Origin of the sequence: Tropicimonas sp. IMCC34043, from assembly GCF_003390845.1 — a bacterium.
GTDB lineage: Bacteria > Pseudomonadota > Alphaproteobacteria > Rhodobacterales > Rhodobacteraceae > Tropicimonas.
This window is the reverse complement of the sequence record NZ_QMEK01000002.1, coordinates 319,795-335,551: the sequence shown is the minus strand read 5'-3', so window position 1 is coordinate 335,551 and position 15,757 is coordinate 319,795. Positions and strand designations below refer to the sequence as shown.

The window sequence follows — 15,757 nt, the reverse complement described above, 5'->3', positions numbered from 1 at the left end:
CAGACGTCGCCCGATACCGCCACTGCGACGCCCCGAAACTGGGGCGGCCGCAGGGTGCTTTGCCCGGCAAAGTGAATTGTAGTGCGCGCATTCGGCTTGTCGCCGCCGATCTGAACCATCATTGATCCGAACATGGCTCATGGTGACGAACAAAACCAGACGACCGAAGCTGCCGGCAACGCGATTCTTTCCGCGTTGATCGTGACCTGCATCGCAATAGAGGCCGCGCTGTCGCTGTCCGATTTCGGGCTGCTGCCGTGGCCGCGACTGCGCTATGTCTTCTACGAATACGGTGCCTTCTGGCCAGGACTACTCCAGAACTGGAGGCCGGCGTTCCCGTGGCAGCCCTGGACGATGTTCTTGACCTACGGCTTTCTGCACGGCGGTCTTCTGCACCTGGCCTTCAACATGATCACGCTGCGCTCTCTCGGTCGAGTGGTGATCGCACGGATCGGCGCGCTGGGGTTCGTTGCAATCTATGTCACCTCGATGATCTGCGGGGCCGGCGTCTATGGGATGCTCGCGGCGGATAACGTGCCCATGGTCGGTGCCTCGGGGGCCTTGTTCGGACTGGCGGGCGCGCTGGTCGGCTGGGCCTGGACCGCGCAGTCCGACACGATGGCCTCGATCCGCGCCACCTGGCAACTGATCGCCTTCCTGATCGGGATCAACCTCGTCATGTACTTTTCCTTCTCGACCGGGGTCGCCTGGCAGACCCACCTCGGCGGATTCGTCGTCGGTTGGGCTGTTGCCCTTCTGCTCGACCGGTTCGATGTGGCCTGAGGTACATTGCTGCTTTGCAGAAACCACAGATGCTCCGGAAATGGGCGGAATCGCTCTCGTTCCGCCGATCCGAAAGGAATTTCTGGCCCGAACCGTTCGTATTCCCTGCACGCGCGGGATAGAATCGTGCGACATCGCTGCAGTGCAACAGAGGTTTTCATGATCTTGGTGACCACTAGGATAGCCTCCGAAGGCCGCGCCCCCACAGCGCGGCTCCTCCACCAGACCTGCCACTCCGGACGGGGTGTTGCCGCCCAGAAGGGATAGAGAATGCTGATCGAAGAGACCGCACTGCCGGGGCTCCTGGTTCTGACGCCGAAGCGATTCGGCGACGACCGGGGGTTCTTCTCGGAAACCTACAACCGGGATGCGCTTCGCGACGCCGGCATCGATATTACCTTTGTGCAGGACAACCATTCGCTGTCCGAGCACGCCGGCACGGTGCGCGGCCTGCACTTTCAGGCGCCTCCGCGCGCGCAGGACAAGCTGGTGCGCTGCGGCCGCGGCTGTCTGTTCGACGTCGCTGTCGACATCCGCAAGGGCTCGCCCAGCTATGGCAAATGGTTCGGGGTCGAGCTGACATTCGAGAACGGCAAGCAGCTTCTGGTGCCGGCAGGCTTCGCCCATGGCTTCGTCACGCGCGCGCCCGATACCGAGATCATCTACAAGTGTTCGGACACCTATGCCCCCGAGACCGAAGGCGCCGTCCGTTTCGACGACCCCGACATCGGCATCGACTGGGGCCTCGACGGGATCGAACCGCGGCTTTCGGGCAAGGACGCCGAAGCGCCGCTGTTGAAAACCATCCTTTCGCCCTTCGACTTCAAGGATAGCCAGCCATGAAACTTCTTGTCACGGGCGGGGCGGGCTTCATCGGCTCGGCGGTGGTGCGCCGTGCCATCGCCGACGGTCACCAGGTGGTCAACGTCGATGCGTTGACCTATGCCGCCTGCCTCGACAATGTCGCCTCGGTGTCCTCCAGCCCGGCCTATGCGTTCGAACGGGCCGACATCCGCGACGGCGCGGCGCTGGCCCGGATCTTTGCGGCGCATCGGCCCGACGCGGTGATGCACCTCGCAGCCGAAAGCCATGTCGATCGCTCGATCGACGGGCCGGCGGAATTCATCGAGACCAATATCAACGGCACCTACCAGATGCTGGAAGCCGCCCGCAGCTATTGGCAGGACAGCGGCCGCCCCGAAGGCTTCCGGTTCCACCACATCTCGACCGACGAGGTGTTCGGCTCGCTGCCCAATGATCCTTCGGTCAAGTTTACCGAGGATACGCCCTACGATCCGCGTTCGCCCTATTCGGCCTCGAAGGCCGCCTCGGATCATCTGGTCCGCGCCTGGCACGAGACCTATGGCCTGCCGGTGGTTCTGACCAACTGCTCGAACAATTACGGGCCCTTCCACTTCCCCGAAAAGCTGATCCCGGTGATCATTCTCAACGCCCTCGCGGGCAAGCCGCTGCCGATCTATGGCGACGGCTCGAACATCCGCGACTGGCTGTTTGTCGAGGACCACGCCGACGCCTTGCTGCTGGTGGTCGAAAAGGGCGCGGTCGGCCGCAGCTATAACATTGGCGGCGAAAACGAGCGCAGCAATCTGGAACTGGTGAAGACGCTCTGTTCGATCCTCGACGCAAAACGGCCCAAAGCCGACGGATCCTACGCCGACCAGATTACCTTCGTCACCGACCGGCCGGGCCACGACGCCCGCTATGCCATCGACCCGAGCCGCATTCGCGCCGAACTCGGCTGGCGGCCCTCGGTGACCGTCGAAGAGGGGCTTGAACGCACGGTCGCGTGGTATCTCGACAACGAGCCGTGGTGGCGCGCCCTGCAGACCCGCGCGGGCGTCGGCCAGCGGCTGGGGAAGGCCTCATGAAGGCGCTGGTTTTCGGCCGCACCGGCCAGGTCGCGACGGAACTGCAGCTTCAGGCGCCGGGCCGCGGCATCGAGCTGATCGTGCTTGGCCGCGAGGCTGCCGATCTTTCCCGTCCCGAAAGCTGTGCCGAGGCCATCGCCACCGCCCCGGTCGATGCGGTGATCAATGCCGCGGCCCATACCGCCGTCGACCGGGCCGAAACCGAACAGGAGCTGGCGCTGGCGATCAACGGCGCAGCGCCCGCCGCCATGGCGCGCGCCTGTGCCAGCCGCGGCCTGCCGTTCCTGCATGTCTCGACCGACTATGTGTTTGACGGATCCGGCACCGCACCCTGGAAGCCCGACGACGCGACCGGTCCGCTGGGCGCCTATGGCCGGACCAAGCTGGCCGGCGAGCAGGGCATCGCGGCGGCCGGCGGGCGATACGCCATCCTGCGCACCAGCTGGGTGTTCTCGGCCCATGGCGCCAATTTCGTCAAGACCATGCTGCGGCTGGCCGAAACCCGGTCCGAGCTGAACGTCGTCGCCGACCAGATCGGCGGCCCGACCCCCGCCGCGGCCATCGCCGCGGCGCTTCTGGAGATGGCGGGCCAGATGGCGGCCGATCGCAGGCCCGGCGGGATCCACCATTTCTCGGGCACGCCCGACGCAAGCTGGGCCGATTTCGCGCGCGCGATCTTTGCCGAGGCCGGCAAGGCGGTCACCGTGAACGACATCCCCGCCGCGTCCTACCCGACCCCGGCCGCGCGGCCGGGCAATTCGCGGATGGACTGCGCCTCGCTCGAGGCCCGGTTCGGGATCCCCCGGCCGGACTGGCGCGCCGGGCTCCGCGATGTTCTTGGCCAACTCGCCGCACAGACCGACACCTGACCCGCCTTTCGGACGGGCTTCATCGCAAGGACCTTGAGATGCAACACAAAGGCATCATTCTCGCCGGAGGCTCCGGCACGCGGCTTTATCCGATCACCATGGGTGTCTCGAAGCAGCTTCTTCCGGTCTATGACAAGCCGATGATCTATTACCCGCTGAGCGTGCTGATGCTGGCGGGTATCCGCGAGATCGCGCTGATCACGACCGCCGACGACCAGGCGCAGTTCCAGCGCCTGCTGGGCGACGGCAGCCAGTTCGGGATCGAGATCACCTGGATCGTCCAGCCCTCTCCCGACGGGCTTGCGCAGGCCTATCTGCTGGCCGAGGATTTCCTGGCAGGTGCGCCCTCGGGGATGATCCTTGGCGACAACATCTATTTCGGCCATGGCCTGCCGGATCTGCTGGGCGCCGCAAAGGCGCGCGAGGCAGGTGGCACGATCTTTGCCTACCGGGTCGCGGACCCCGAACGCTATGGCGTCGTCGCCTTCGAGGGCAGCCGGGTCACCGGCATCGTCGAGAAGCCCGAGGTGCCGCCCTCGCGCTATGCGGTGACCGGGCTCTATTTCCTCGACGGATCGGCGCCAGCGCGGGCGCGCGAGGTCCAGCCCTCGCCCCGCGGCGAGCTCGAGATCACATCGCTGCTCGAGATGTATCTTGCCGACGGCCTTCTCAACGTCGAAACCATGGGCCGCGGTTTTGCCTGGCTCGACACCGGCACCCACGCCTCGCTGCTCGACGCCGGCAACTTCGTGCGCACCCTCACCGAGCGTCAGGGCATGCAAACCGGCAGTCTGGACGAGATCGCCTGGGCCAACGGCTGGATCGACGACGCAGCCCTTGCCGAACGCGCCGAGTTCTTCAAGAAAACCGCATATGGTGCCTATCTCAGGCAGTTGCTGGGGTAGCGCGACCTTGGCCGGTGCCGCGAAAGCGGCCCGGCCGGACCACGCGGAGGGCGTATCCTTGACACTGCGTTAAGGTGACGGTCGCCGCGATGGCGGATCCTTTACCCAAGTCGAAGACCTTTTCGTTGCAATTGCCGGGTCGACACCCGTCCGCGCAGATGGCTGCCCAAGGTGGACATCCCCGCACGGACCGCGGCCGATCCGGCGCTCTGGAACGAAAGGAACCGGCAATGAGCGACTGGCAGTCCGCGGATCTGATCACCGCGGAATTTCCCCATTGGGCCAAACCCGCCACCCTGGATGTCGAGCCGGGCAACGGCAGCGTCCAGCTGGAACGGCGCAACTCGAGCGGCGTCTGGGAGGCATTCGAGACCTTCGACACGGCGGGCGCCTTCAAGATCGAGGTGGTGAACTGCCCGCCGATGCGGATCGTTGCGTCCTCGGATGCAAAGTTCCGCTGGACCTGGAACAGCTGATCCGGCGCGACAGCGAATGCCCGAACGAAGAAATGGCCAGTGGGGGCGCCCCGCTGGCCATTTTCTTGTGGAACCGACCCGCCTGTCTGCGGCCCGCTAGCGGCACAGCCCCCGGCCCTCGAATCCGGCCGCTTCGCGCATCAGCGCGGCAAGCTGCACCCGGTCGAGCTGCTGGGACTGCATGTAGAATCCGCCCGTTGCATCGGCGACGCATTTCAGATCCGCGCTGCGCCCGAGATCGACGATATTGATGGCGACGCCGGGCCGTTGCTGTTTGACCCTCTGGGCGGCAGCACAGGGATTGCCCTCGCAACTGTCCTTGCCGTCCGAGATCAGCAGCATGTTCACCGGATCCTCGGCCGACTGACCGCCGCTCAGCTTGCCTTGTGCAAGCCGGATCGCATCGGCAAGCGCGGTGCCGCCCTGGGGCCTCAGCGCCGCAATACGCTGTTTCAGCTGCGGCCGTCCGGCAAGCGGATAGGAGCCGCCGTCCCTTACATCGTTGCATCCCGCAAAGACCACCATTCCAATGTCGACCGTCCCGGGCGCGCGGTCCACAAGGTCCGTCAGTACCTCGCGCGTGACATCCATCCGGCTTGGGCCTGGCAGGCCGTCTATCTCCCGTTCAAGCACCCGGTACTGCGCGATCAATCCCGACAAGGTCATGAAATTGCCACCGGCCCTCTGGCCCGCGTCGATCTGTTCTGCCAACCGGTAATATTCCGCCTCCAGTTGCGGCGGCATGTCCCGGGCCAGATTCATGCTGCCCGAGGCATCCACCATGATCACCAGCTCGCTGGTCGCGCGCGCGACCTGGCCCGGTGCGCATTGCGGCACCGACGGCACAGGCAGCGACGGCAGCACCGGCGCTGGCGGCAGCACCGCTTCTTCCTCGATCTCGGGCTGGCAGACCCGGTCGGCAATGGCGATCTGGCGTTCAAGCTGGGCAATGCGGTTGCGCAGCACCGGGGCCTCGGCCAGCGCGGCGTCGGATTCGACCTCGGTCACCGGGACCGGGCAGTTCGACGGCAGAAACGAAAGCTGGAGCGCGCAGGGCGCCACCATCAGCGCGACAATCGCCGCCAGCATCAGCGCCAGCAGCAGCCAGCCCAGCCCGATCAGCCAGCCTGCCATAGAGGCAAACCCGCCGCCCGCCGCGGTGGCGACGGCCGCGGGTTCCACCCCTGCCGGTGCGGCGATGCCGGCCCCGACCGCCCCCACCGCTGCGACGGGCGCCGCGGGCGCCCGCGCCGTTCCGGTCAGCACACCGCGGACGGGGCTTTGCACATCGGCAAGCCGCGCCCAGTTCACCAGCACCGGGTGCAGCGTCGCACCGTCGCGGATCGCGTGGATCGCGCGGTCATTCGGCACCTCGACTGCATTGCAGAGCGCCTCGCCCAGCCTTTGCTCGCCGGTCTCCTTGCTGGCCGCAAGCGCCGCGCCGACCTCTCGGATGTCGCCCACAAGCGACGACAGCTTTTCGCGCAGCGCCGCCTGTTCGTCGTCCGTCAGCTCCGCCAGCGCCACCACCTCGCCCGGACGGCCCGCATACCAGTCGGTCTGGTCGCCGAACTCCGAGCTGACGGGTTCGGCGAAGATCGCCGCGTGATCCGGGCCAAGCCGCGCCTCGATCTCGGATTGCACAAGCTCGAACGAGCGCTGCGCCTGCGATCCGAGTGGCTTCAGCCCTTCGGAGCTGGTGGTGGTGATCAGCTTGCCATCCACGTTCCGTCCTCCTTTATCCCGCCGCGGGCCTTGCGCACCTCAGCGCGTCAAGGCCGCATCGAGCAGTGCGTCCTGTGCCATGTCGGGGGTCTTTCGAAAGGCGGTCAGAACGCCCCAGGCCGCATCGACCTGATCGGCCACAGGCGCCTGTCCCGCCCCCCGCAACCGCGCGGTCAGCGCCTCGTAGCTTTGTTGAAGCTCGTCCGCCGCGATATCGGTCGAAAGCGTCTCAAGTGCCGTGCGCAGCACCAGAAGATAGGTGTCCTGCACGCCGCGCGCGTCCGTGATGTCGGCAACCGTCTGTCGCAGGCTGTTCATCAGCGTCTCCTTGGGCTTGCCCTGGGTAATGCCGATCCGGTCGGCCAGTTCATAGGACAGACGCTGAAGCCGCCGGATCTCGGCCGCGTCCCGGCGCAGCGCGTCGACGAAGGCCCCGGCGCTCAGCAGGGTCGATCGTGCGCCCTCCTCCTGGGCCAGCCTGACGTCCTCCTGGGCGCGGCGAAACTGCAGCTGCACGCCGCTGAGCGCCGCCTTCCGGCGCGGGTCGATCTCGGAATTCACGATGGCCGACAACTGGGTCAGGGCGTCGCCCGAGGGCACGCCTTCGTCATCCGCCGTCTCGGTCCAGCTGCTGCGGATCGCGTCGAACCGGTCCTCGGACACGACATTGCTGGACAAAACGAAACGCACGCCAAAATAGGCACCCGCCATCGCCGCCCCCGTCGCCGGGTCGAAGGCGGGGTATTCTGTCCGTTGCGCGGAATAGATCTGTGCGGCCACCGCGTCGATCGAGCCGCCGCGCGTCACCACGCCCCCCGCCTGCCCGTGGCTGCGGCCGAAGGCGTTGAGACGGAAGGGCTCCAGCATGAGCTCTTCGGCATTGCCGTAAACGTCGAAAAGGCCCAGCGGATTGGGCTGGCGGATGCCCACAGGCCCCGGCGCGGCACGGCGGCCATCGTCGAACAGCGCATATTCCCCCAGATCGCCGGTCTCGAAAAAACGGCGGCCGGGAAACAGCGCCGGATCGACCCGCGCGCCGCCGCGCGTGGCATATTCCCATTCCACCTCGGTCGGCAGACGGGCAAAGGCGCGGCGTTCGCCATCATGGGGCAGCGCATCGGGGGCGTTGCCGAGCAGCCATTCGCTGTAGCTGCGGCCGAGCGACACCGCCTCGAACCACGACAGACCCCCTTCGGCCAGCCGGTCCGGATTGCCCGGTTCGGCGCAGTCGCCGCGCAGCACCCGCGCCTGACCCAACGTCAACTCATAGCGGGCGATGTAGTAATGCGAGTCGGCCGGGTCCGCGTCCGAGAAGGCGCCACGCAGAAATTCGGTCCGCAGATAGTCGGAATAGCCGGTCTCGGGGTCGGACTGGCCCAGCCGCACACGCTGGTCCGCCAGCGGGTCATCCGGACGCACCGGCACGACGACCTTCTGAAACGCCATCGCCGCACCGCAGGGCATCGGCAGGACCAGATCCGCCGGCGCGCCGGCTTCCGCCGCCGGGTCATAGAACTTGACCGGCCAGGTGATCTCCTGCGCCGCCGATGAACCGGCGGTCAGCGCGACAAGGGCTGAAAGGATCGGCCAGCGCCGCATCAGCTGCCCTCCCGCAAGACGGTGGCAGGATCGACGCGCTGTGCGGCGCGCGCGGCCGCGAGCGAGGTGGCAAGCACGAAGGCCAGCACACCCCCGATGATCGCCAGCGCCTGTCCGACCGACATCCGCACCATGTCCGGGCCCGCATCGCCGCTGCCGAACAGCGCGTTGACGGCCAGCGTCGCCAGACCGAACAGCAGGAACGACGCCACCAGCGCCACCGCCGCCGATACCAGCGCCTGCGCGATGGGAAAGACCGCCAGCCGGTTGCCGCCGATCCCCATCAGCGACAGGGTCGCCATCACCTGCGCCTTGCGCTGGATCGCCCCCCAGAAGCCGAACAGCAGCGCGGCGGCAAGCCCGACGCAGGCAACCGCCGCCGTCAGGACCAGCGCAAGATCGAGGTTATGGCCAAGGCTCAGCGTCGCCTCGACCTGCCGGGTGCGGGCCTCGGTCGCGATGCCGAACCGGGTCTCGACCCGGTCCTGCAGCGCCGCCAGATCCTCCAGCCGCCGGGCAAAGACCCTGAGCCCCTCATAGGTCGCAATGCGCGAAGACAGCGGCCGCCCCTCGTCGATGCCATGATCGGGCAGGGCAAAGCCGTCATAGAACGCCTCGATCAGGTCGAGCTTGTCGATCCCCGCCAGCACCGTGCGCCCGCCAAGCCGCTCTGAGGGCACGATGGCCGAAACCTTCAGGCGAAAGACCAGTTGCCGGGGCCGCTCTGCCTGCGTCGCGACAAGGATCTCGTCGCCCGCGGCGATGTTGAGCTGCCGCGCAAGCTGCCCGCTCACCGCCACCTCGTCCGGGTCAAGGCTGGCACCCGCGGGCAGAAAGGGGTCGCCCTGCCCCGATGGCACGATCACCGCGTCGCGCAGCGCGCCGCCTGCCACGGGCTTTACGTTGATGAAATCGAACATGCTGCGGGTCTTGAGCGTGACAAAGCCGCTTTCGGGCCAGCCTGCCACCTCGTCCGCATCCGACTCGGAAAACGAAAGGTTCCCCGATGTGTCGATCTGCAGGTTCGCCGGATCGCTCAGCAGCCGACCGATCAGCGCGTCATAGACGCCGTTCTTGACCCCGAACAACACCATCAGCGGCACCAGCACCCCGGCGATCACCGCGACATTGCAGATCAGCTGCACCCGGTCGCGCAGAAGATCGCGAAGCGCAAGGCGCAGCACCAGCCTCATGCCGCCACCTCGGCGTCCGCGGTCAGGCGGCTGACGGTCCGGGTCTCGCTGCTTTCGGCGATCGACAGATGACAGCGGCGCATCGCAAAGCGGCCCAGCAGCGCCACGTCGTGGGACGAAACCAGCAGTGCCGCGCCATCCTCATGGGCCGCCGCGACAAGCATCGTCATCGCCTCGGCCGCCGTGCCGGGATCGAGCGCCGCAGTCGGTTCATCGGCGATCAGGAACGGCGGTCGGTGCGCCAAAGCGCGCGCAATGGCCACCCGCTGGCGCTGGCCGATCGAAAGCGCGCCGGGATAGAGTTGGGACAGCGGCAGGATGCCCAGACGCTCCATCAGCGTGCGGGCACGGGCCGGATCCTCGCGGCCGGTAATGCGCTGACCGAGGCTGACATTCTCGGCCACGGTGATAAAGGGCAAAAGCCCGCCCGATTGCGGAACGAAGCCGAACAGCGCCCCGCGCGTCGCCGTCGCAGCCCCGGCCCCCGCCGACCAGAGCGCCGCAAGATCGCGCGTGGCGTCCGGCAGCACAACCTCATAGGCGCTGCCCGAATCTGGCCTGCGCAGCAATCCCAGCAGTTCCAGCAACAGGGTCTTGCCGGTGCCGCTCGGGCCGGTCAGACCGACCGCCTCGCCTGCGTCCAGCCGGAAATCCTCCACTTCCAGCCGAAATCCGCGGTCAGGCGAGCTCAGGGTCGTCAGAAGACGCCGGGCGAGCAGGCTGGAGATCATCGGCGCCCCCCCGTCACGGCAGGATGTCGAAGGGCATGGCAAAGACATGTTCGCCATCGGGCGAATTGTCCGACAGCGAGGTCCAGACCGTCGGGTCGAGCAGCCACTTGCGGTATTGCGCCAGCTTTTGCCGCATGGTGTCGAGGATCGTCCGCCGCATCATCGCGCTCTGGCCCCAGCGCTGTTCGGTCATCGACATGAGCTGGCTCTGGTAAGGCAGATCCTCGAGAAACTCGAGCGTACCGCCAAGGCTGTCGGCATTGGCGTCGACCATCATCTTGGGGTCCTGCGCCATCTGCGCGACCACCTCGCGCACCCGGACGAAAAAGCTCATCGCATCGTCCGAACTGGTGACCTTCTCGCCCTCGTCGGTCATCACGCGCAGCAGATCGGCCATGGTCGCAAGCTCGTTTTTGGTGATCAGCAGGCGCGGTTCGATGGCCGTGCGCCGCGGATCCTCGACCGCAAGGTCGGAAACCCAGCCGCGGATCACATCCGGCGCTTGTGTGCCGCGCTGATCCCCCAGATAGGCCAACCGCATGGCCCGGCCCAACTCCACCATCTCCTTGCCCGCCTCATCGTCGGACAGCTCGGTCGCCTCGCCCCGGGCGACGCGCACATGGTCGGTCAGCGCCGTCACCAGCCGGGTTGCGACGTCCTCGAACGCCGTTTCAGACCCGTTCTCGATCGGAAAATAGAAGCTGTTGTCGCCGAACCGCGACAGCGCCTTGTACTGATCCGCCGCATAGGCGTGGTTGGCTTCTCCGCCGACGGGCGTGCGCAGGTGCAGGGTCATCACCACGATCTGCTGGCCCTCGGCGTCCACCTGCAGTTCGGCCGCCCCGATCTCGGACCGGGCATTGGGATCGCGCGGGTCCTTTGGCCCGGCGTCGGTCACCAGGATCACATAGCGCGCGTTGATCGGGTTGCCGTCCTGATCCCAGTCGCTCTTGCCGATGGCGTCCTCGACCCCCGCCAGACTGTCTTCGTTGAACCCGGGCGAGCTGACCGTCGCCACCCGCGTTGCCTTGCCGATGGCGTCGAGAACCGGCGTCTGGTCGTCCCGCCGGGCCAGCGGGATCAGTTCCCTGGTGCGGTATTCCAGCCCCGGCACGGCATCGGTGCTGTCGCGAAACCCGAAGACCCCGAAATTCACCAGCTTGCCGATGTCGGTGCCCTCGATCCCCGAGATGACCTTGTCGAGCGCCTTCTGGGTACGGGCGATGTAGGGCGCCATCGACTGGGTCGTGTCGAGCACGAAGACAATGCCGACGTCGAAGGGATCGCTTGTCTGCGTCGTCGCGGCAGGGGCAGCGGCCGGTTCCTCCAGCGGGACCGACGCGACCTCCATCAAGAGCACGGTGTCATAGTTGATCGGCGACAGATCCTGCTCGAAATCGAGGATCGGCATGACGTAAAGATCGTCGCGGATATTGACGAATTCCTCGGGCTCGACCGAAACCACTCCGTCGCCGCCCGAGAGGCCGGCCTCGGCTTCGGCCAGCAGACGGTCCTGCACCTGGGTCAGCGCCTCGTTGTTCATCAGCCAGCGCAGGTGATCCTCGGTGTCAAAGAACAGCTGCCGCTTGCGGCCGGCGCTGTTGGTGAAGGCACCGACGATGTTCTGCTTCCAGGGCAGCACCGCGCTTTCTTCCACCCAGCCTTCGGGCAGACGCGAGGCCGAGGCGCCGACGCTGAGCCAGCCCGCCTGCCGGTCGAAGACATAAAGCGGCTGAAACGCCGGATACATCCGGTCCTGCGGGCCGTTCGGCATCGAATGAAGATAGGCGCCCGGGCGGGTCAGCACCCGCTGATAGACCGTGGACTTGCCCGGAGCCAGCAACGGCCGGACCTGCTGGGCGGCCGCCGGAAACGCCGCCAGGGTGGCGACGGCCAGCATCAGCGCCAGCCAGAACGTGGCACGGCGCGGGATCATTGGCAGAAATCCTCGTGCGCGGACCGGTCGAGCGTGGCAGACGACCCCGCCAGCCGCTCGCAGGTCGCGGACAGCAGCGGCGCGGCCTCTGACGCGCCCGCCGCGACGGCGCGGGAATAATATTCGGCGGCACGCGCATCGGCCGCATCAAAGCTGAGGCCGATCGACTGTTCGACCACCGGGTCGGTTGCGGCGCTGTCATAGAGCTTGCCGAACAGCGTCAGCGCCGCACCATCGCCCGCGGCAGCCGCGGATTCGAGCAGCCCGAGCGCATCGTCGGCGGAAATCTTCGCCCCGCAGGTGGCGAACACCTCCTGAACGGCCGCAAACGGCCCGCCCGAAAGGGTTGCAAGGGCCTCGGCACTGCAGACATCCGGTACAGGTGGTGGCGGCGGCGGCGGTGGCGGAACATCCTTCGGCCTCAGGAAAAGATAACCGAGCACCACGGCAAGCAGGACCAGCAACAGCCCGCCTCCGATCAGCATCGGCGTGCGGCTGCGGTTCACCGTCGGTTCCGGCGCCGCCGTCGGTTCCGGCGCGGGATCGACGACGATCCCGGGGTCCTCCGGCTCTCGCACCGGCGCGCGAAGCGCCTGCGACGGTTCGGCCCTGCGCGCGGTGTTGACCGAGGATATCCCGCCGAGCCGCGCCGCACCCGGCGCCGGCACCACATCGTCGGGCCAGCTTGTCTGCGCCTTCGCATCGCCCAGAAACAACTCGATCGCGGTATATTCCTCGATCTGGTTCACGATCTCGGGCCCGACGGTCAGCTGCGATCCGCTGCCCTCCGCCACAACCGGATAGGGCCCGAAGGCCTCGCGTGTTGGCTGCCAGCCGTCTTCGCCCAGAAACTGGCCCGAGAAGACGTTGCGCACCGCCACAGTGACCTCTGTTGCATCGAGACCCGTGTCGAGTTCGATACGGGCATATCCCCCAAGCGGCTTTGACGGATCGGGACGGATGGTGACCTGCATCAGACCTCTGCCCCCGCCAGCCGTGTCAGGATCCGGCCGAGGCGCCCGTTCAGTTCGATGTTCACCGTGCCACCCTCGCTGTCCATTGCATTGGCGACAAACATCGCCTCGAGCCCGAAGACCCAATCGGTCCATTTGTCCCGCGCGGTCGCACGCTGAAGCGTCGGCAGATCCTCGGCCGACTCGCGGCTCGGCCGGGTCAGGAAAATCGGCCGTTCGACCCCGTCCGATCCCGGCGCCGTCGGGCGCTGGTCTTGCGGCAGATGGGTAAAGCCGAGACCGTTGACAAATTCATTGATCTGCTCGGCGCAGACGATGGCGGCCGGCGGCGCCTGTTTGTCCACGGTGTGGCCAAAGTTGATCGCTTCGAGCTGTTCGACGATGCGCTGCGGCACCCGGCATCGGCGCAGGCCGTGTGTCAGTTCGCTCAGCAGGTCCGAGGCGGACGCCGTCGTCAGATGAAAGGCCCGGAGCAGATCGGTGTCGTCGCGGAATTCGGCGAGCCGATCAAGCCAGACCTCGACGGCCGTGTTCGACTGGAACATGGCGGCCGTCATGGTGCGGATGGCATTCGCATCCCGGGCTGCGACCGGCGCCGGATCGGCCGGTTTCGCGGCCGATGGGTCCGCCGGCCGCGCCGGCCTGCCGGGGCGCGCGGGGCGGGCGACCGCACCGGCGGTCGCGACCCGCGCAGGTTCTTCTGCGGCGGCGGAGGACACCGCGCTCGAGATCCGGATCGAACTCGGCACCCGGGCGATACGGTCCTGGATCAGTTCCTGATCGACCGTGAGCGACCGCAGAAACGCCCCGAAACGGTGGTTCTGCAATGCGATCTCGAGCCCGTCGATGATGTCGGCGGCGGCCAGACGCTTTTCGTCCACCCGCTTTTCCACGTCGTCCGAGACATAGTAGGGCGACAGCGCCGCCTCGATATCGCTTGCCGTCTTCTCGATCTGGGTGGTCAGTTGGCGGACCTTGCTGGCGGGCGTGCAGACCCGGGTCAGCGCGCCGGTCAGATAGCTGACGCCACCGTCGTTCATGGTCAGCGCGGCGTCCCAGGCCGCGGCAGGATCGGAGAAATGCTTCTGCACCGGTGCGGCCGAGATGCAGCCGGTGCGCAACTCGTCCACACGCGCTTCCTTTTCGGGACGGATCCGCAACTCGCGATCGCCGTCGTATTCGATCAGGCCATCGACAAAGAAGTTGGGGTTTCGCAGCCAGAAGCAGTTCTGAAACGGCGTGCTCGGGGTCCAGCGTTCGACCCAAGGGTCGCGGCCACGGCCGAATTTCTCCTGCAGCGAGAACTTCATCCGCCGCTCGAAACGCTGCGATTCCTCGCCGCCCGCCGCGCTGTCGCCCAGATGCTTGTCGAACTTGGTCAACACGAAGAACAGGATGCAGTCGTTTGTCGCACGCTCCTGCGGTGTGCCGCCATGGGTCTGAACGATCCAGTTCTCGACCAGTCCCGGCAGATCCAGCGTCTCCATGTTGCTGTCCGGCACGCAGAGCAGCATCGAGGTGATCTCCTGGTTCTCGACATAGCGGTCGAAAAGATAGGCCACCTTGCCGCGCAGCAGCAGACCCGAGATCGCGGCGACAGGATCCGCGAGCGTCTTTGACAACGGCTGGTCAAAGCGGTTGCGCGCGCCCGGGAAATCCAGAAGGTCGGTCTCGGCGAAGACATCCGATGGTTGCGTTTCCATTGGAAAGACCAGTTCGGCGGCCAGCGCACACACGATGGCGCGCGGCAGCTTTGCGCGCTTGCCCGCCTCTGTCTGGATCTCCAGCATGTCGGTCTGAACATCGTCGAGCAGCCCGTGCAGCGTGCCGACATCGATGATCGAGGTCTCGCGCGGGGTCAGTGCGGCAAGCGTTGCATAGACCACCGGCGCATTGTCGATCTGGGCCGTCGCACGCGCAAGCCGCAGGAAAAGGTCGGTGAAGGCCGCGTGGCGGCCCCAGAGCAGCGCCAGAAACTCGGCCCGGTCCGGCAGGGCGAGCTTTGGCAGGATCACCGAGGCCTCGTCCCAGAACGGTTTCAGAGCGGCGGCATAGGCGGTCTTGCCAAAGCTCGCCTCGACATATTCGGCAATCTCGTGGACGTCGTCATAGCTGAGCCCCTTTTCGCCATCCGACATCCGGCCGCGAAACGCCTCGATATGCGCGGTCAGATCCTCCGGCTCCGGCGGCACCTCGGACTGGTCGCCATCCATATAGAAGCTGTTCATGATCGTGCGGGCGATGTCGGCCTCGGACAACAGCACCAGCTTGATCGGAAAGCCCTCCGGGGTCTGATCCTTGGTCATGGTGAAACGGGTCACCAGACCGGTCGACTCGCCGTCGCCCACCGGGTTGATCGCGCTGATATAGTCGAGCTTGCCGCCCGGACCGTTGAAATCGGCGACCAGCCGGCCGCCCTCGGGGCGCGCCAGAACCGAGACCAGAAACGACTTGCCCGCCTGGCTGGGGCCAAAGACGCTGACGCTCAACTTGGTCTCTGCCGAGCGGGCCAGTTTCGTCGCCCGCCTTGAGCCGCGGCGCAGCAGCTTTGTCAGCGCCTTGCGGTCCGGCCCCACCATCGCCTGCGCTTCGGGGTCGTCGATCCATTCCAGCGCCTTGCCGGCCAGTTCCGCCACCTCGCGGCAACGGGCGCCCAGTTCCTCAGGTCCGCTCATGC

General features: G+C 66.7%; 13 protein-coding genes. 6 read left to right on the top strand and 7 right to left on the bottom strand.

Going from position 1 to position 15,757, the window contains the following annotated elements; all coding sequences use genetic code 11:
- Window positions 1-132 precede the first annotated feature (132 nt).
- From DQG17_RS11320 to DQG17_RS11295, 6 genes are all read left to right on the top strand, one after another.
- Window positions 133-783 carry a rhomboid family intramembrane serine protease gene (locus tag DQG17_RS11320; protein ID WP_116132943.1) on the top strand — a complete coding sequence of 217 codons (651 nt, stop codon included), beginning with the start codon at window positions 133-135 and terminating at the stop codon, window positions 781-783.
- A 270-nt stretch (window positions 784-1,053) separates the two neighbouring features.
- On the top strand, window positions 1,054-1,626 hold the full coding sequence (gene rfbC, locus DQG17_RS11315) for a dTDP-4-dehydrorhamnose 3,5-epimerase (protein WP_116132942.1): 573 nt from the start codon (window positions 1,054-1,056) through the stop codon (window positions 1,624-1,626).
- Window positions 1,623-2,672: a dTDP-glucose 4,6-dehydratase gene (gene rfbB, locus DQG17_RS11310; RefSeq protein WP_116132941.1), complete on the top strand. Its 1,050-nt coding sequence runs from the start codon at window positions 1,623-1,625 to the stop codon at window positions 2,670-2,672. Before rfbC ends, rfbB begins: the two co-directional genes overlap by 4 nt.
- The gene (gene rfbD / locus DQG17_RS11305) at window positions 2,669-3,541 is read left to right on the top strand and encodes a dTDP-4-dehydrorhamnose reductase (protein WP_116132940.1); all 873 of its coding nucleotides are present in this window, start codon (window positions 2,669-2,671) and stop codon (window positions 3,539-3,541) included. The genes rfbB and rfbD overlap by 4 nt, the downstream gene beginning before the upstream one ends.
- Window positions 3,542-3,579: 38 nt before the next feature.
- Window positions 3,580-4,446: a glucose-1-phosphate thymidylyltransferase RfbA gene (rfbA, locus tag DQG17_RS11300; protein WP_116132939.1), complete on the top strand. Its 867-nt coding sequence runs from the start codon at window positions 3,580-3,582 to the stop codon at window positions 4,444-4,446.
- 230 nt (window positions 4,447-4,676) lie between these two features.
- Window positions 4,677-4,922, top strand: coding sequence for a hypothetical protein (locus DQG17_RS11295; protein WP_116132938.1), 246 nt, complete (start codon window positions 4,677-4,679; stop codon window positions 4,920-4,922).
- 96 nt (window positions 4,923-5,018) lie between these two features.
- Here the strand turns inward: DQG17_RS11295 and DQG17_RS11290 are convergent, their stop codons facing one another.
- From DQG17_RS11290 to DQG17_RS11260, 7 genes are read right to left on the bottom strand one after another with little or no spacing between them, the layout of a single operon-like run.
- On the bottom strand, window positions 5,019-6,647 hold the full coding sequence (locus DQG17_RS11290; protein WP_116132937.1) for a VWA domain-containing protein: 1,629 nt from the start codon (window positions 6,645-6,647) through the stop codon (window positions 5,019-5,021).
- A gap of 39 nt (window positions 6,648-6,686) precedes the next feature.
- Window positions 6,687-8,246, bottom strand: coding sequence for an SUMF1/EgtB/PvdO family nonheme iron enzyme (locus DQG17_RS11285; RefSeq protein ID WP_116132936.1), 1,560 nt, complete (start codon window positions 8,244-8,246; stop codon window positions 6,687-6,689).
- On the bottom strand, window positions 8,246-9,439 hold the full coding sequence (locus DQG17_RS11280; protein ID WP_116132935.1) for an ABC transporter permease: 1,194 nt from the start codon (window positions 9,437-9,439) through the stop codon (window positions 8,246-8,248). The genes DQG17_RS11285 and DQG17_RS11280 overlap by 1 nt, the downstream gene beginning before the upstream one ends.
- A complete protein-coding gene (locus DQG17_RS11275) occupies window positions 9,436-10,170 on the bottom strand; it encodes an ABC transporter ATP-binding protein (protein WP_116132934.1) in 735 nt (244 codons plus the stop codon). Before DQG17_RS11275 ends, DQG17_RS11280 begins: the two co-directional genes overlap by 4 nt.
- 13 nt (window positions 10,171-10,183) lie before the next feature.
- Entirely contained in the window at window positions 10,184-12,106 is a 1,923-nt protein-coding gene (locus DQG17_RS11270; protein WP_232829409.1) for a vWA domain-containing protein, read from the bottom strand.
- Complete coding sequence (locus tag DQG17_RS11265) at window positions 12,103-13,080, bottom strand: hypothetical protein (protein WP_232829408.1); 978 nt, start codon at window positions 13,078-13,080, stop codon at window positions 12,103-12,105. Before DQG17_RS11265 ends, DQG17_RS11270 begins: the two co-directional genes overlap by 4 nt.
- Entirely contained in the window at window positions 13,080-15,755 is a 2,676-nt protein-coding gene (locus DQG17_RS11260) for a virulence factor SrfC family protein (RefSeq protein WP_116132933.1), read from the bottom strand. The genes DQG17_RS11265 and DQG17_RS11260 overlap by 1 nt, the downstream gene beginning before the upstream one ends.
- Window positions 15,756-15,757 lie beyond the last annotated feature (2 nt).